The sequence below is a fragment of the Microbispora sp. NPDC088329 genome (assembly GCF_040685655.1).
Lineage (GTDB): Bacteria > Actinomycetota > Actinomycetes > Streptosporangiales > Streptosporangiaceae > Microbispora.
The window spans coordinates 133,504-149,958 of the sequence record NZ_JBFBIP010000001.1; the positions used below are offsets into that span (position 1 = coordinate 133,504).

The following is a 16,455-nucleotide window of genomic DNA, read 5'->3' on the forward strand; positions in this document are numbered from 1 at the left end:
CAACCAACCGCCGACGCCTGTCGCTTTGCACCGTCTTTATCCGGATGATCTACCCAAGATGCCATAAGTCGGTTTCAACGAAGGGGCCGTCGGCGTCGAAGGGGTTCACGTGAAGAAGATCCTCGTAGCGCTGGCCATCGCCGGCCTGGGTCTGAGTGGAGCGCTGGTCGCGCCACCCGCGGCCGGTGCGGCCCAGGCCTCCGACTACACGCCGCCCGCGCCGCGGTGGACGCAGTGCGAGGGCCTGCCCGGCGGCATCGAATGCGCGGCGGTCGAGGTCCCGCTCGACTACACCCACCCCCGGGGCCGGACGATCAGGATCGCCGTCTCCCGCAAGAAGGCGACGGACACCGCTCACTACCAGGGTGCGCTCCTGTTCAACCCCGGCGGACCCGGCGCCGGCGGCCTGGCGTACCCCGCGGTCATGGAGAGCCGGCTGGGCGCCGCCCTCGCCGCCCAGTACGACCTGATCGGCTTCGACCCGCGCGGCGTCGGCTCCAGCGAGCCCTCGCTGAGCTGCGATCCACACTTCTCCGATCCGGTACGGCCCGACTACGTGCCCTCCACCATCACCGAGGAGCTGGCCTGGGCCCAGCGCTCCCGCGCGTACGCCGAGGCGTGCGGCAGGACCTACGGGGACCTGCTGAAGAACATGACCACGACCGACGCGGCCACGGACATGGACCAGATCCGCAAGGCCCTCGGCCAGGAGCAGATCAGCTACGTCGGCTATTCCTACGGCACCTATCTCGGCGCGACGTACGCGACGCTGTTCCCCTCCCGGGTTCGCCGCCTGGTGCTCGACAGCAACGTCAACCCCTCACGGGTGTGGTACGAGGCCAACATCGACCAGAACCGCGCCTTCGAGGGCCGTGCCAAGGACTTCTTCGCCTGGATCGCCAGATTCGACGACACCTATCACCTCGGCACGACGGCCAGGGAGGTGGAGCAGGCGTTCTACACGGCCCGCGCCAGGCTGAAGGACACCCCGGCCGAGGGCAGGGTCGGGCCGGACGAGTTCGACGACACCTATCTGGCGGGCGGCTACCTCAAGACCCGCTGGCCCCTCCTGGCGAACGCGCTGTCCCGCTACTTCACCGCCGGCGAGACGGCCCCGCTGCTGGCCGCCTACGGCACGTACGGCGACTCCAGCGGCGACGACAACGGGTTCGCCGTCTACTCGGCCGTCGAGTGCTCCGACGCCAACTGGCCGCGCGACTGGGCGAGATGGCACCGCGACATGTGGCTGTCGTACCGCGAGGCGCCGTTCCTGAGCTGGGGCAACGCCTGGTATAACGCGCAGTGCGCCTTCTGGCCCGTGCGCGGCGGGCACGAGCCGCACATCGACGGCCGCCGGGTCAAGGACGCGCTGATCTTCCAGGACACCAAGGACGGCGCCACGCCGTACGAGGGCGGGGTCGAGATGCACAGGCGCTTCCCGAACTCACGCCTGGTGGTCATGGACGGCGGCGGCAACCACGGCCTGACCGGCCGCGGCGACGCGTGCGTCGACGGCATCTGGAAGGCGTACCTGACCGACGGCACGCTCCCGATGAGCCGGCCGGGGCCTGACGCGCACTGCGCGCCGTTCCCCGACCCCGTTCCGCCCGCCCCGGTGACCGCGCTGCAGTCGGCCGTCCCCGTGCAGGGTGACGACTGGGTGCCCGGCGAGCGCTGACACCCCCTCTCCCGCGGGCCCCGGCCGATTCCCGGCCGGGGCCCTGCCTTCTCCGGGTCTCGGGACGCGGGGTGCCGGGGCACGGGTTCTCACGGCGTACGCCGGCGCAGCGTGGCGGCGCCGAGCAGGAGGGCGAGCACGGCCGACCCCGCCACCACGACGACGTCGCGCCAGAACTCGGCGCCCTGCCCGGAGTCCGCGATCGCGTGCCCCATCGCCTCGATCGCGTACGACATGGGCAGCACGTCCGAGATCCATTCGAGCACGCTCGCCATCTGGCCGCGAGGCACGAGGATCCCTCCGAGCAGGATCTGGGGAAGCATGACGATCGGCATGAACTGCACGGCCTGGAACTCCGTACGGGCGAACGCGCTGCACAGCAGGCCGAGCGCGGTGCCGAGCAGGGCGTTGAGCAGAGCGACGAGCACCAGCGGCCACAGCGGGCCGGGCAGGTCCAGGCCCAGCCAGGTGAGGGAGACGGCCAGCGCGAGCGCCACCTGGGCGCACGCCGCCAGCCCGAACGCGAGACCGTACCCGAGGAGGAGGTCGAGCCGGCCGAGCGGCATCGCCATGAGCCGCTCCAGCGTCCCCGACGTACGCTCGCGCAGGGTCGCGATCGACGTGATGAGGAACATCACCAGGAAGGGGAAGACACACAGCAGGATCGGCGCCCAGCGGCCGAACGACCGCGCGTCGTCGATCACGTAGTAGAGCAGGATCATCACCAGCGTCGGCACCAGCACCATCAGCGCGACCGTGCGCCGGTCGTGGTGAAGCTGACTCATGATCCGCCGGGCGGTGGCGAGGGTGATCGCGATACTCATGTCACCTCCTCGCCTTCGGCCCGGAGCCGGGTCGCGCGGGAGGCGCGCAATCGAGCACCCCGCGCACCGCACTGCGCCTGTCGGTTCGCCCGCTTCGCCTGCTCATGCCGCCGCCCTCTTCTCGATCAGGCGCAGGAACGCCTCCTCCAGATCGGTGGTGCGCGTGTGAGCACGCAGGCCGCCGGGGGTGTCGTCGGCGAGGATCTCCCCCTGCCGCAGCACGATGAGCCGCTCGCACCGCGCGGCCTCGTCCATGACGTGGCTGGAGACCAGGAGCGTGGCGCCGCCCTCGGCCAGGCGCCGGAAGAGCGCCCACAGCTCCTGCCGCAGCACGGGGTCGAGTCCGACCGTCGGCTCGTCCAGCACGAGCAGTTCCGGACGGCCGAGCAGGGCCACGGCGAGCCCGGCGCGGCCCAGCTGTCCGCCCGAGAGCGTGGACCCGAGCTTGTGGGCGGCACCGGTGAGCCCCACTTCCGTCAGCACCCGCTCGGGGTCGTCCTTCGGCGCTCCGAGCACCGCCGCGAAGTAACGCAGGTTCTCCAGCACGGTCAGGTCGCGGTAGACGGCCGGGCTCTGGGTGGAGTAGCCGATCCTGCGCCGCAGGCCCGCGCTCCCGGCCGGTTCGCCGAGTACGCGCACCTCGCCGCCGGCCACCGTCTGGACGCCGACGATCGCGCGCATCAGCGTCGTCTTGCCGCAGCCGCTCGGCCCGAGCAGGCCGGTGACCTGCCCCCGCGGCACTTCGAAGGAGAGGCCGTGCAGGACCTCGGTCCCGCCTCTCGACACCCGCAGATCCCGTACGGCGATCGCGGGACCCGATAAATTCATCATGTGTTGAAATTAGCCCGGCGACTCCGGCGCGTCAACGCACGAGCGCGTGACCGGCGCCGGCGCGCACAGCCGGTCACATCGGGACCGCGGCCCCGGGGGCCGGTCACGGCCGCACCGGTTCCTCCTCGGAGCGCGTGTTCCCTCCCCGGAGCGGGTGTTCCCTTCTCCGAGCGCACCGGCGGGGCACCCCTGCGCGCCGGGCGCGCCGAGGGAGCGTTCCGAGGGTGCGCTGGACGGTCACGGCGGGTGAACCCGGGTCCCTTTACAACCGTGTAAGGGACATGAGAAAGCTCTGGCTCGTGGCCCTGCTGTTCCTGGCCGTCGCCTGCGGGGGAACCTCCTCCACCTCGGCCTCACCCGAGCAGCCGGAGGGCTCCCCCTCCGGCGCCGGGGCCGATCACCCCTCTCGCCCGCCGGTCCAGGCTCCGGACAAGGCCACCGGCGCGCCGGCGGCCCCGTCAGGCGCGCCGAGCGGCACTCCGTCTCCCGTGGCCCCGGCCGGGCCCACCCTGCATCCCCGGAAGGTGCCGTGGGAGAGCGCCACTCCCGCGGCCGACGGCCGGTCCCTCGACGTCGTGTGGTGGTCCGGAGTGGAGCCCTGCACCGTGCTCGACCGCGTCGAGGTGACCGAGAGCGCGCGCGAGGTCACCGTCACCCTGTACGAGGGACAGGACAGGCGATCACCCGACGCCGTCTGCATCGCGATCGCGATCCTCAAGACCACGAAGGTGCACCTCAAGGCCCCGCTCGACGCACGGAAGATCGTGGACGGCGCCAAATAGGCCGGGCGGACGGGCGGCGTGCGGGCCGCCCGCCGCGAGGCAGGCAGGACGGTTCGCACGGGTTCGCGGATGAAGGGAACAAACCCGCGCGTCTCAGGGTTGAGCCCCATAGACTCAAGCTGTTTGACAGAACCCCCACGGGGCTCCAGTATTTGAGTCTGACCGACTCAACTTTGACTACAAGGACGTACTCATGGCACGTGCGGTAGGTATCGACCTGGGGACGACCAACTCCGTCGTCTCGATCCTCGAGGGCGGCGAGCCCACGGTCATCGCGAACGCTCAGGGCTCGCGGACCACGCCGTCCGTGGTCGCGTTCGCGAAGAACGGAGAGGTTCTCGTCGGCGAGGTCGCCAAGCGGCAGGCGGTGACCAACGTCGACAGGACCATCCGCTCGGTCAAGCGCCACATGGGCACGGACTGGTCGATCGAGATCGACGGCAAGAAGTTCACGCCCCAGCAGATCAGCGCCTTCGTCCTGCAAAAGCTCAAGCAGGACGCGGAGGCGTACCTGGGCGAGAAGATCAACGATGCGGTGATCACCGTCCCGGCGTACTTCAACGACGCCCAGCGGCAGGCCACCAAGGAGGCCGGTCAGATCGCGGGCCTCAACGTGCTGCGCATCATCAACGAGCCCACCTCCGCGGCCCTGGCCTACGGCCTCGACAAGGAGAAGGACCAGACCATCCTGGTCTTCGACCTCGGCGGCGGCACCTTCGACGTGTCCCTGCTCGACGTCGGCCAGGAGGACGGGCACGGTTTCGTCGAGGTCAAGGCCACCAGCGGTGACAACCACCTCGGTGGCGACGACTGGGACCAGCGCGTCGTCGACGAGCTGGTGACCCGCTTCAAGAACGCGCACGGCGTGGACCTGTCCAAGGACAAGATGGCCCTCCAGCGCCTGCGCGAGGCGGCCGAGAAGGCCAAGATCGAGCTGTCGGCCCAGACCGAGACCACGATCAACCTGCCCTACATCACCGCCTCCTCCGAGGGCCCGCTGCACCTCGAGGAGAAGCTGACCCGGGCGGAGTTCCAGCGGATCACCGCCGACCTGCTCGAGCGCTGCAAGGGCCCCTTCAACCAGGTCATCAAGGACGCGGGGATCAAGGTCTCCGACATCGCCCACGTGGTCATGGTCGGCGGCTCCACCCGTATGCCGGCCGTGTCCGACCTGGTCAAGGAGCTGACCGGCGGCAAGGAGCCCAACAAGGGCGTGAACCCGGACGAGGTCGTGGCCATCGGCGCCGCGCTCCAGGCCGGTGTCCTCAAGGGCGAGGTCAAGGACGTCCTGCTGCTCGACGTCACCCCGCTCAGCCTGGGCATCGAGACCAAGGGCGGGATCTTCACCAAGATCATCGAGCGCAACACGACGATCCCGACCAAGCGCTCGGAGGTCTTCACCACGGCCGAGGACAACCAGCCGTCGGTGCAGATCCAGGTCTACCAGGGCGAGCGTGAGATCGCGGCGTACAACAAGAAGCTGGCCACCTTCGAGCTGACCGGCATCGCCCCGGCCCCGCGTGGCATCCCGCAGATCGAGGTCACCTTCGACATCGACGCCAACGGCATCGTGAACGTCTCGGCGAAGGACCTCGGCACGGGCAAGGAGCAGTCGATGACCATCACCGGCGGCTCGGCCCTGGGCAAGGACGACATCGAGCGGATGATGCGCGAGGCGGAGTCCTACGCCGAGGACGACAAGAAGCGCCGTGAGGAGGCCGAGGTCCGCAACAACGCGGACGCCCTGGCCTACCAGACGGAGAAGTTCCTCCGCGAGAACGACGAGAAGGTCCCGGCCGACGTGAAGACCGAGGTCAACGACTCGCTCGCCGAGCTGAAGAAGGCGCTGGAGGGCACCGACGTCCCCGTCATCCGCACCGCCGCCGAGAAGCTCGCCACGGTCAGCCAGAAGATGGGCTCGGCCATCTACGCCCAGTCCCAGGCCGGCGCCGAGGGCGCCGCGGCCGGCGCGGGCGCCGAGGGCGCCGATAGCGCGCAGGCGAAGGCCGACGAGGACGTCGTCGAGGCCGAGATCGTCGACGACGAGCGGGAGGGCGGCCGCAAGTGAGCCCGCGTGAGAACGGCCCCGAGGAGGAGCCGGTGATCCGCGACAACCGCAAGATCGACCCGGAGACCGGCAAGGCCCGTGAGTCCGACGGGGGCACGTCCGAGACCGCCCCCGGGGACCAGGGGACGGAGACGGCCGCGCCCGCCGAGGGGTCCGCGACGGGCCTGCTCGCCGAGCGCACCGCCGACCTTCAGCGGCTCCAGGCGGAGTTCAGCAACTACCGCAAGCGGGTCGAGCGCGACCGGATCGCCGTCAGGGAGCAGGCCGTCGCGAGCGTGCTCACCGAGCTGCTGCCGGTGCTCGACGACATCGGCCGCGCCCGCGACCACGGCGAGCTGACCGGCGGCTTCGCGAAGGTGAGCGAGTCGCTGGAGGCGGCCGTCGGCAAGCTGGGCCTGACCGTGTACGGCGCGAAGGGCGACCCCTTCGACCCGACCGTGCACGAGGCCCTGCTGCACAGCTACTCGGCCGAGGTGACCGAGCCCACGTGCGTCGAGATCCTGCAGCCGGGCTACCGGATCAACGACCGGATCCTGCGCGCCGCCCGGGTGGCCGTGGCCGAGCCGAGCGAGGAGGCGGCGCCGGAGCAGACGGCGGCCGGCTCCGGTGAGTCCGGCGCGGACGGTTCGTCCGACGGGCCGGACGAGAACTGAAACCGCGAGGTCTCTCCCGATCGGCGAAGATCGGGAGAGACACCGATTCACTCCCCCTTTCGTGCGAAGGAAGCGATAGATGAGCACCAAGGACTACTTGGAAAAGGACTACTACGCCGTCCTTGGTGTGCCCAAGACCGCGAGCGCCGAAGAGATCAAGAAGGCGTACCGCAAGCTCGCCCGGCAGTACCACCCCGACGCCAACCCGGGCAACAAGGAGACCGAGGAGAAGTTCAAGGAGGTCTCCGAGGCGTACGACGTGCTGTCCGACGTCAAGCGGCGCAAGGAGTACGACGAGGCGCGCACCCTGTTCGGGTCGGGCGTGGGCGGCTTCTCGGGGGCGGGCGGCCCACGCGGTGCCGGCGGCGGCTTCAACTTCGACTTGGGCGACCTGTTCGGCGGCTCTGGATCGGGCGAGCGGATCGGGGACCTGTTCGGGGGGCTGTTCAACCGGGGCGGCGCGGGCACGCGCACGACGACCGCCCGTCCCCGGCGCGGCCAGGACGTCGAGTCGGAGGTGACGCTCGCCTTCGGCGAGGCGGTCGACGGCACGACCGTGTCACTCCGGCTCACCAGTTCGGCCGCCTGCACCGCCTGCGGCGGCACGGGGGCGAAGGCGGGCACCACGCCGCGGGTCTGCCCGACCTGCGAGGGAACCGGGGCGGCCAGCCGCAACCTCGGCAACTTCGCCTTCTCCGAGCCGTGCCGTGACTGCCGCGGCCGGGGCCTGGTGGTCGACGACCCCTGCCCCGTCTGCGACGGCAGCGGGCGCGGCAAGAGCACCCGTACGATCCAGGCCCGCATCCCGGCCGGAGTCGGCGACGGCCAGCGCATCAGGATCAAGGGCAAGGGCGCGCCCGGTGAGAACGGCGGCCCGGCCGGCGACCTCTACGTGCTGGTCCACGTCAAGCCGCACCCCGTGTTCGGGCGCAGCGGGGAGAACCTGACCGTCACGGTCCCCGTCACCTTCCCCGAGGCCGCGCTCGGCGCCGAGATCAAGGTGCCGATTCTCCGGGGGATGCCGGTGACCCTGCGCATCCCGGAGGGGACGCCCAACGGGCGGACGTTCCGGGTGCGGGGCCGGGGGGCCTCCCGCAAGGACGGCACGAAGGGCGATCTGCTGGTCACCGTCCAGGTCACGGTGCCCCAGAACCTCGACGACAAGGCCCGCGCGGCCCTCGAGGAGTTCAGGAACGCCACCGAGGGCCCGGACCTTCGCGAAGAACTGATCAAGCAGGCCAGAAGCGAGTGAGCCGATGGATGCCAGGTTTTTCGACCTTTCCGACGACACCCCCGTCTATGTGATCTCCGTAGCCGCCCAGCTGTCCGGGCTGCACCCGCAGACGCTCCGCCAGTACGACCGGCTCGGCCTCGTCAGCCCCGGCCGTACGGCCGGGCGGGGGCGGCTCTACTCCACCAGGGACATCGTGCTGCTGCGCGAGGTCCAGCGGCTCTCCCAGGAGCACGGCATCAATCTCGCCGGCATCAAGCGCATCCTCGAGCTCGAAACCGAGAACATGCGCATGCGCGAGGAGGTCACACGGCTCAGGGGTGAGGTCACCATGTTGCGGGCACTGGTCCGCTACGAACTGCCACCTGCCTGACCGGCGAATCGAGGCATTCACATATGGACTACAAGTTCACCCAGAAAAGCCAGGAGGCCCTGTCCGCGGCCGTCCGGCGCGCCGCGGCGGACGGCAACCCCGAGGTCGCGCCCGCGCACCTGCTGACGACTCTGCTGGCGCAGAACGGCGGCATCGCCGGGTCGCTGTTGCAGGCCGTCGGGGCGGACCCCCGGCGCGTGCGCGCTCAGGCCGAGGAACTGCTGGACCGCCTGCCCAAGGCGCAGGGCTCCACCGTGAGCGCCCCGTCCAGCTCACGCCAGCTGCTGACCGTGCTCAACACCGCCGCGCAGCGGGCCAAGCAGCTCGAGGACGAGTACGTCTCGACCGAGCACCTGCTCGTCGGGCTCGCCACCGACGGCGGGCAGGTCGCCGACCTGCTGAAGGCCGCGGGCGCCACCCCCGACGCGCTCCTGGAGGCGTTCGAGAAGGTCCGCGGGCACGCCAGGGTGACCAGCGAGACGCCGGAGGACACCTACCAGGCGCTGGAGAAGTACGGCGTCGATCTCACCGAGCGGGCGCGGTCGGGCAAGCTCGACCCGGTCATCGGCCGCGACAGCGAGATCCGCCGGGTCGTCCAGGTGCTGTCGCGCCGCACCAAGAACAACCCCGTGCTGATCGGCGAGCCCGGCGTCGGCAAGACCGCCGTGGTCGAGGGCCTCGCCCAGCGGATCGTCGCCGGCGACGTGCCCGAGAGCCTGCGCAACAAGCGCCTCGTCGCGCTGGACCTCGGCGCGATGGTCGCTGGCGCCAAATACCGCGGCGAGTTCGAGGAACGCCTCAAGGCCGTGCTCACCGAGATCAAGGAAAGCAACGGCCAGATCGTGACGTTCATCGACGAGCTGCACACGATGGTCGGCGCGGGCGCCGCCGAGGGCGCGATGGACGCGGGCAACATGCTCAAGCCCATGCTGGCCCGCGGTGAGCTGCGCATGATCGGCGCGACCACTCTCGACGAGTACCGCGAGCGCATCGAGAAGGACCCCGCCCTGGAGCGGCGGTTCCAGCAGGTCTACGTCGGCGAGCCCACCGTCGAGGACACCATCGCGATCCTGCGTGGGCTCAAGGGCCGCTACGAGGCCCACCACCAGGTACAGATCTCCGACAGCGCCCTGGTCGCCGCCGCGACGCTCTCCGATCGGTACATCACGTCGCGTTTCCTCCCCGACAAGGCGATCGACCTGGTCGACGAGTCGATGTCGCGGCTGCGCATGGAGATCGACTCGCGGCCGGTGGAGATCGACCAGCTCCAGCGGAGCGTGGACCGCCTGAAGATGGAGGAGCTCGCGCTCGCCAAGGAGACCGACGAGGCCAGCCGCCAGCGCCTGGAGAAGCTCCGCGAGGAGCTGGCCAACCGCCAGGAGGACCTCAACGCGCTGGTCGGCCGGTGGGAGCGGGAGAAGGCCGGCCTCAACAAGGTCGGCGAGTTGAAAAAGCAGCTCGACGAGGCGCGCGGCGCCGCCGAGCGGGCCCAGCGCGACGGCGACTTCGAGGCCGCGTCCCGGCTCATGTACGGCGACGTCCCCCGCCTGGAGAAGGAGCTCGCCGAGGCCACCAAGGCCGCCGAGACGGCGGAGGCCGAGGAGCCGATGGTGAAGGAGGAGGTTGGCCCCGACGACATCGCCGAAGTCATCTCCTCGTGGACCGGCATCCCCGCCGGGCGGCTGCTGGAGGGTGAGACCGCCAAGCTGCTGCGGATGGAAGACGAGCTGGGTTCGCGCCTGATCGGCCAGCGCGAGGCCGTCCAGGCCGTCTCCGACGCCGTACGGCGTGCCCGGGCCGGCATCTCCGACCCGGATCGGCCGACCGGCTCGTTCCTGTTCCTCGGCCCGACCGGCGTGGGCAAGACCGAGCTGGCCAAGGCTCTCGCCGAGTTCCTGTTCGACGACGAGCGGGCCATGACCCGCATCGACATGAGCGAGTACGGCGAGAAGCACAGCGTGGCCCGTCTGGTCGGCGCACCGCCCGGATACGTCGGCTACGAGGAGGGTGGCCAGCTCACCGAGGCCGTGCGGCGCAGGCCGTACACCGTGGTGCTGCTCGACGAGATCGAGAAGGCCCATCCCGAGGTCTTCGACATCCTGCTGCAGGTGCTCGACGACGGCCGGCTCACCGACGGGCAGGGTCGCACCGTCGATTTCCGCAACGCGATCCTGATCCTCACCTCGAACATCGGCTCGCAGTTCCTCGTGGATCCCACGATGGAGGGCGAGGCCAAGCGCGAGGCCGTGCTGAACGCGGTGCGGGCCTCGTTCAAGCCCGAGTTCCTCAACCGCCTCGACGACATCATCGTGTTCGACGCGCTGGGCACCGAGGAGCTGTCGCAGATCGTGGACCTGCAGGTCGCCCGTCTCGCGCGGCGCCTGGCCGACCGGCGGCTGACGCTGACCGTCACGCCCGCCGCCCGCGACTGGCTCGCGCTGACCGGCTACGACCCGTTGTACGGCGCGCGCCCGCTGCGCCGGCTGATCCAGTCGGCCATCGGCGACAAGCTCGCCAGGGAGTTGCTGTCGGGGGCCATCCGGGACGGCGACGAGGTAATCGTCGACTTTGACGAGGCAGGAGACACGTTGAAGATCAAGCCCGCTCGGTAAGGTCTTCCCCACCATTGAGGCAAGCGCGCCCCGCCCTTTCCCCTCGCTGCTACGTTCGGCGTTCGTCGGACTACCGTACGCGATCAGGGGGACGTGGATGTCCAGGACATCACGAAGTATTCGAGGGCGGTGCGTCGCGCTTGCGGCGGTCACTGCCGGCGTGAGCTGGCTGACCGGGGGCCCGGCGATGGCGAGGGCCGGCGCGCTCGCCGACGCCTGCCGGGCCCAAAGCCGCGACGTCACGAGCCATGACGTCACGAGCCATGACGTGACAGGCCGCGACCTCCCGGGAGGGCTGTCCACCCTCGCTCCGGCGGCGGGTGTGCTGAGCATCGCCGACGCGGCCGGGGCGGCCGCCGGTCAGGGGCACAACTCGCTTCCCACCGGCTTCGCCACGGCCACGCGGACCACGCGGACCGTCCCGGGGCCCGCGGCGGTGCCGGCCGTGCCAGGCCCCCGTACGCTGCCGGGCCCGGTAGCCGGCGCGGTGGCCGGTGCGGCGCCCGGCGAGGCCAAGGCCGTTTCCGCCGTTCCCGCTGTGCCCGGCGGCGCGGCGGCGCTGCCCGCCGACGCCAAGACGCTCTCCGCACCCGCGCAGGCGGTCTCCGCCCCGGTGCACAATGCCGTGTCCGGCACCACGGCGATTCCCGCGCCACGCCGCGCGCCCGCCGCTCCCGCCACGGATGCCAAGACACTGTTCCCGAGCAGGAGCACCGTGCCGCTCCTGGCCGTCGCACCGGCCAGGCCCGGCACCACCGGCACCTGCCCGCAGGAGGCGCTGCGGACCGCTCCGGCCGCCAAGGAGCGGGAGCAGCCCGTCACGCAGGAGCGTCCGAAGAAGAGCCACCGGCGCACGAAGCCGGGAGGCGACCCGGTGGACGCCGCCTCCCGGGGCGACTCGCTCCAGGGCCGGGCGTCGTCACAGAACCCCGTCTCGCAGAACCCCGCGTCGCAGAACCGCGTGTCGCACCAGCCGGAGACGAACAAGCCGGAGACGCACAAGCGGGGAGCGCAGAAGCCGGAGGCACAGAACCAGGGACCACAGGGCGTCACCGCACCTCTGGGCACCTCCACCAACAGCAGTTCGCAGAGCGGCGCCTCGGGCCAGAAGCAGAGCACGCAGACCTTCCCGGCCCGGGACCACCGCCACCGCAAGGCGCAGCACCCCCACAAGCAGCCGGGAAACCCGGCCCCGGCGCAGGCGGCCAACCAGACCGCCAACCAGGCGGGCCAGGCCGGTCGGCCCTCGGCCGGCACGCGGAACGCCTCTCTGCCGCAGGGCGAGCGCAAGGAGGCCAAAGACAAGCGTCAGCGGCACGACGGCGAACGTGGGAGGGAAACCTCGGCGGCCGTGCGGCCCGACACGGCGGACGGCCGGCATGTGCCGCGTCTGCAGCCGCGGGAGCACCCCAAGGCGGCAGCGCGCCGGCAGAACGACGACATCACCGCCCCGGCCGCCCTCACCAAGGCGACGGGCACGCGCGCGGTGACCGACTTCGCCGCCGCCACCGGCAAGAAGCTCCTGCCGTAACCCGCTTCCGCCGTATGCCACGGACGGGCGCGGGAGGGTGGCCTCGCGGCCCGCGGGCCGCGGACGACGGCCAGGCCGCACGAGGAACACAGCGGCCGGGCCGCAGAGGAACGCAGCGGCCGGGCGGGAGACGGGAGCACCCGCAGGGAAGGCGCACACCGGCCGGCCGCACTCCCCGGCCGGGTGAGCGGCCTCCGCCCCGCCTCCACCCCGCCTCCCCCCACAGCGACCCGCCACAATCCCGCCGCGGCCCGGCCTCGGCCACCCGAGACACAGAAGACGGCAGAACCGAAGACAGCACAACCGGAAGACAGCGAGAGCACGACAGCAAGAACCGCGACAGCGGGATCAAGGGGCCGTGACCCACGGCCCCTTTTCGCATGACGGTCACCGACCGCGCGGCGCGCAGCGCGCCTGAGGCACGGTGGACAGGCACCCAGGCGGAGCCGGGACGCCGGGAGGACTCAGCGGGAGACGTCGAGGAGGGCGTCGAGGTCGTCCTCCGGCAGGCCGAGATCGACCCGGATGCGGTAGCGGGTGCGGAGCAGGGAGTCGCGGATGCCCGAAACCGTCGCGCCGCAGGCACGGATGCCCTCGGTGGCCCACTCGTGCGCCGCATCGAGGTCGCCGTACGCCACGAGTGTCTCGGCGACGGTCAGCGCGGTGGCCGGATTCCAGTCACCCGCCCCGATCACGGCGATCACGGCCCTGGCCTCCTCGGGCCGGTCGAGCTCGAACAGCGTGTCGGCGATGCCGGCACGCGGGTCCACCTGCACCTCCCCGCCGTCCTCCACGGCGCTCTGGTAGCGGTCGAGAGCGGTCGCGGGCTGACCAGCCTGGCGCCACTCCTCGGCGGCGAGCACGAGGATCGCCGCCCTCGACATCTCTCCCGACTCGTACCCCTGGGCCAGCACGTCGAGGCGGCGGGCGAGGGCACCGTGGTCATCGAGCAGCAGAGCCTGTTCGAGCAGTCGGTCCACCTGCTCATTTGTCACATGTGCCACAGAGCCGAGGCTACCGATCTCGGCGTGCTTTCGCAGGACAACATCAGGCATTGTCAAAGCAACAATTAGTACACGTTTGGCTACTATGCGCTTTTCTCGGCAGATAGTCGGGCATATCGCACCACGCCTGTGCCAACCAAAGCTCGGCGAGGAGCGTTACAGCATGTCCAAGCGGGTGATACTGACTCTCGCCTCCACAACGGTGCTCGCCGCCGTGGTCCCGGGTTTCGCCGGATTCGTCACCGCCCAGTACGAGGCGCTCGACCGAGCCCATGCCGAACTGGCCCGGCTGCAGGCCAAACTGCAGATGCTGGAGCTGAGCGTCGAACCCGCAACGGCGGTGGGGTGCCACGCCGAGAGGGCCGAGAAGGGACAGCCTAACCTGGCAGGCGAGGACGACACGCGGGAGCTGACGATACCGCCACGCACTCACACCAGGTCGTGGCAGAACACCGCATACGTCCGGGGCGCCGCCCCGGGGCTGTGGCCCTCGATCGGCGTCCCCCACACCGTAAGCGGCCCCCAGGCGCCCATCGAGCCGGGCGAGCCGGGCCGCCCTCACGAGTGAGCCACCGCATCACAGAGCCTCCACATCACAGAGCCTCCGCATCACAGAGCCACCGCATCACAGAGCCACCGCACCGCCAAACCACCGCACAGCCCCGGCACCGCACCGCAGCACCACGGAGGCACCGCACATCCCCGGCACCGCACCACAGCACCACGGAGGCACCGCACATCCCCGGCACCGCACCACAGCACCACGGAGGCACCGCACAACCCCGGCACCGCGCCACAGCGCCACGCCACCGAGGCACTGAGCCAATGGCCCCCGCGGCCGTCGACTCGCCGGCCGCGGGGTCGATCACCGTGCGGGAAGACGCCTCACGACAGACGCCCGTCACTCACACCGTCATTCGCCTCGTGAGACGGCGGAGGCGAGTTGGCGGGACAGATATCCGCGGACGAGCTGTTTGGCTTCGGCCACTATCCCGGGGTCGCCGCCCGGGTCGTGCCGGAAAGCGAGCTTCAGCACCGCGTCCCCGGCCTCGACGGCGACGAGAATGGCACGGTCCAAATCTTCGCTGTCCGCCAGTCCGAATTCAGCGAGGAGTAGCGCGCGGAGCCGTCCGGCGATCACGGTGTTGTTGTCGGACACGGAGTCGAGCAGGTCGAGGTCGAAGACCTCGCCGAAGTGCAGCGAGCGGAACCCGGGCACGCTGCGGTGCATCTCGACGTACTCGTCGATGATGACGTCGACGGCGTCCCACCAGCCGGCGTAGTCCTCGACCATGAAGCGACCACCGACCCGCGCGACGAACAACTCGACGTTGCGCCGCGTCAGCGCCTGGCTGAGCGCCCTCTTGTCCGGAAAGAACTGGTAGACCGAGCCGATCGCCACCCCGGCCCGCTCGGCCACCCTGGTGGTCGTCAGCGCGTCGTACCCACCCTCGTCGAGCAACTCGGCGCAGGCGTCGAGCATCCGTTCCACTCTGCGGGCGCTGCGACGTTGCGAAGGACGCCGCCGCAGCGGCTCACCGGGATGCGACGCGCGCGGCGACATCCCTTCACCATCCCCATGGTCCCGGCGCTCGTCGGCGATGGCGGGACCGCCTGCTTCCCTCACGTACCGGCTGGACACTCACCTATCTTGCCTGTTTCACGCGCCGTGGTCAGCGGTTGTCAGCCAGTCGTCCGATTTGCGGCGAGATATCGGTCGTACTCGCCGTCAGGAGTCGGCGGGTGCGGCCGACAGGCCGGTGCAGCCGCGCAGCGCGCGGTACGCGCCGAGCGCCTGCTGCTTGGCGCCGCCCGTCGCGGGAATCGGCACGCCGCCGTTGATCCTGGCGGGGGTCCACTGGTCCTTGAGCACCTTCCTGCCGTTGATGGTCAGGGTGAGCACGCCGGTCGCCCCGGTGTCCGGGCCCCAGTTGTAGAAGGCGAAGTTGCCCAGGCCGTACTGCACGTACGCCTGACCGGAGTAACCGCCGCCGAGCAGGATGTGCGCGTGGCTGCCCACGACCACGTCGGCCCCCGCGGCCACCAGCTTGCCTGCCAGGCTCCGCTGCACCGGCGTCGGGCACTTGACCAGTTCGGTGCCCCAGTGCAGGAACACGATGACGGTGTCGGAGTTCTTGCGGGCCTGCCGTACGGCGCGGATGAGGCGCGGCTCGTTCTTCGCCGAGGCGAGCCCCGCCTTGTCGCCGGAGGCGGTCCACGCCTGGATGAACTGCTCGTCGAGCACCTGGGTCGCGCCGATGATCGATACCCGGTTGCCGTTGACCGTCCTGCGGTAGGGCCGGTACGCCTCGGTCTCGTTCGCGCCGATACCGATGACGGGGAACTTCGACGACTTGATCGCGGCGAGGGTGTCCCGCAGGCCGCTCTCCATGTAGTCCATGCCGTGGTTGTTGGCCATCGTGACGACGTCGACCCCGGCGGCCTTGAGCGCGGCGAACGCCGTGGCCGGGGCGCGGAAGGTGAATTGCTTGCCCGGCGCGGGCGTGCCTCCGGTGGTGATGGCCGTCTCGAGGTTGAGCGCGGTGAGGTTGGATTTGCGCAGCACGGCGGCGATCGGGCCGAGGGCGGTACGCGGATTCGCGTCCAGCCGGCTCCGCAGCACGCCCTCGAAGTGCACGTCACCCGCGAAGGAGATCGTGAAGGGCCGCCGCTGCGGTTTGGCGGACGGCGTGGCGGTCTTGACCTCCGGTTGTCGCGAGGCGCCGGGGACGGGCTCGCTCTCCGCCGGGCTGCACCCCGCGACAAGGAGGGGAGCCACGAGAAGGCCGAACAGGGACAGGACGAGGGGGTGACGTCTCACGGCACCTGAGCATGCCATCTCCCGCCGTCATCCGGGGACCCCGCGGG

13 protein-coding genes and 1 pseudogene are annotated in these 16,455 nt (G+C 70.7%); 9 read left to right on the forward strand and 5 right to left on the reverse strand.

The window, feature by feature from the left end; genetic code table 11:
* Positions 1–109: 109 nt before the first annotated feature.
* Positions 110–1,678 (forward strand): alpha/beta hydrolase, encoded by a 1,569-nt coding sequence (locus AB0O28_RS00725; RefSeq protein WP_363634780.1) that lies wholly within the window; start codon positions 110–112, stop codon positions 1,676–1,678.
* 89 nt (positions 1,679–1,767) lie between these two features.
* On the opposite strand, the gene AB0O28_RS00730 is transcribed toward AB0O28_RS00725, so the two are convergent.
* Positions 1,768–2,502, reverse strand: coding sequence for an ABC transporter permease (locus tag AB0O28_RS00730; protein WP_363634782.1), 735 nt, complete (start codon positions 2,500–2,502; stop codon positions 1,768–1,770).
* A gap of 102 nt (positions 2,503–2,604) precedes the next feature.
* The gene (locus tag AB0O28_RS00735; RefSeq protein ID WP_363634784.1) at positions 2,605–3,333 is read right to left on the reverse strand and encodes an ABC transporter ATP-binding protein; all 729 of its coding nucleotides are present in this window, start codon (positions 3,331–3,333) and stop codon (positions 2,605–2,607) included.
* 281 nt (positions 3,334–3,614) lie between these two features.
* On the opposite strand from AB0O28_RS00735, the gene AB0O28_RS00740 reads away from it, so the two are divergent.
* From AB0O28_RS00740 to AB0O28_RS00770, 7 genes and pseudogenes are all read left to right on the forward strand, one after another.
* The gene (locus tag AB0O28_RS00740) at positions 3,615–4,115 is read left to right on the forward strand and encodes a hypothetical protein (RefSeq protein WP_363634786.1); all 501 of its coding nucleotides are present in this window, start codon (positions 3,615–3,617) and stop codon (positions 4,113–4,115) included.
* A gap of 193 nt (positions 4,116–4,308) precedes the next feature.
* On the forward strand, positions 4,309–6,183 hold the full coding sequence (dnaK, locus tag AB0O28_RS00745) for a molecular chaperone DnaK (RefSeq protein WP_363634788.1): 1,875 nt from the start codon (positions 4,309–4,311) through the stop codon (positions 6,181–6,183).
* Positions 6,180–6,836 carry a nucleotide exchange factor GrpE gene (gene grpE / locus AB0O28_RS00750; protein WP_363634790.1) on the forward strand — a complete coding sequence of 219 codons (657 nt, stop codon included), beginning with the start codon at positions 6,180–6,182 and terminating at the stop codon, positions 6,834–6,836. Before dnaK ends, grpE begins: the two co-directional genes overlap by 4 nt.
* Before the next feature lie 79 nt (positions 6,837–6,915).
* Positions 6,916–8,088: a molecular chaperone DnaJ gene (dnaJ, locus tag AB0O28_RS00755; RefSeq protein ID WP_363634792.1), complete on the forward strand. Its 1,173-nt coding sequence runs from the start codon at positions 6,916–6,918 to the stop codon at positions 8,086–8,088.
* Between the two features lie 4 nt (positions 8,089–8,092).
* Positions 8,093–8,380: pseudogene (locus AB0O28_RS00760) on the forward strand (helix-turn-helix transcriptional regulator); the annotation flags it as partial.
* 83 nt (positions 8,381–8,463) lie between these two features.
* Positions 8,464–11,052, forward strand: a complete 2,589-nt coding sequence (gene clpB / locus AB0O28_RS00765) for an ATP-dependent chaperone ClpB (protein ID WP_363634794.1) — start codon at positions 8,464–8,466, stop codon at positions 11,050–11,052.
* Positions 11,053–11,212: 160 nt separating this feature from the next.
* The gene (locus AB0O28_RS00770) at positions 11,213–12,583 is read left to right on the forward strand and encodes a hypothetical protein (RefSeq protein WP_363634796.1); all 1,371 of its coding nucleotides are present in this window, start codon (positions 11,213–11,215) and stop codon (positions 12,581–12,583) included.
* Positions 12,584–13,047: 464 nt separating this feature from the next.
* Here the strand turns inward: AB0O28_RS00770 and AB0O28_RS00775 are convergent, their stop codons facing one another.
* A complete protein-coding gene (locus AB0O28_RS00775; protein ID WP_363634798.1) occupies positions 13,048–13,587 on the reverse strand; it encodes a hypothetical protein in 540 nt (179 codons plus the stop codon).
* A gap of 163 nt (positions 13,588–13,750) precedes the next feature.
* Here AB0O28_RS00775 and AB0O28_RS00780 point away from each other — a divergent pair, with 163 nt between their 5' ends.
* The gene (locus AB0O28_RS00780) at positions 13,751–14,155 is read left to right on the forward strand and encodes a hypothetical protein (protein ID WP_363634800.1); all 405 of its coding nucleotides are present in this window, start codon (positions 13,751–13,753) and stop codon (positions 14,153–14,155) included.
* 345 nt (positions 14,156–14,500) lie between these two features.
* On the opposite strand, the gene AB0O28_RS00785 is transcribed toward AB0O28_RS00780, so the two are convergent.
* Positions 14,501–15,070, reverse strand: a complete 570-nt coding sequence (locus AB0O28_RS00785; RefSeq protein ID WP_363634802.1) for a TetR family transcriptional regulator — start codon at positions 15,068–15,070, stop codon at positions 14,501–14,503.
* A 246-nt stretch (positions 15,071–15,316) separates the two neighbouring features.
* Positions 15,317–16,408, reverse strand: coding sequence for a CapA family protein (locus tag AB0O28_RS00790; protein ID WP_363634804.1), 1,092 nt, complete (start codon positions 16,406–16,408; stop codon positions 15,317–15,319).
* Positions 16,409–16,455: the final 47 nt, after the last annotated feature.

Coding starts and splice junctions, on each gene's coding strand:
- AB0O28_RS00785 (WP_363634802.1), bottom strand. CDS start 15,070: ATGCTCGACGCCTGCGCCGAGTTGCTCGACGAGGGTGGGTACGACGCG.
- AB0O28_RS00780 (WP_363634800.1), top strand. CDS start 13,751: ATGTCCAAGCGGGTGATACTGACTCTCGCCTCCACAACGGTGCTCGCC.
- AB0O28_RS00730 (WP_363634782.1), bottom strand. CDS start 2,502: ATGAGTATCGCGATCACCCTCGCCACCGCCCGGCGGATCATGAGTCAG.
- AB0O28_RS00740 (WP_363634786.1), top strand. CDS start 3,615: ATGAGAAAGCTCTGGCTCGTGGCCCTGCTGTTCCTGGCCGTCGCCTGC.
- dnaJ (WP_363634792.1), top strand. CDS start 6,916: ATGAGCACCAAGGACTACTTGGAAAAGGACTACTACGCCGTCCTTGGT.
- dnaK (WP_363634788.1), top strand. CDS start 4,309: ATGGCACGTGCGGTAGGTATCGACCTGGGGACGACCAACTCCGTCGTC.
- AB0O28_RS00735 (WP_363634784.1), bottom strand. CDS start 3,333: ATGATGAATTTATCGGGTCCCGCGATCGCCGTACGGGATCTGCGGGTG.
- clpB (WP_363634794.1), top strand. CDS start 8,464: ATGGACTACAAGTTCACCCAGAAAAGCCAGGAGGCCCTGTCCGCGGCC.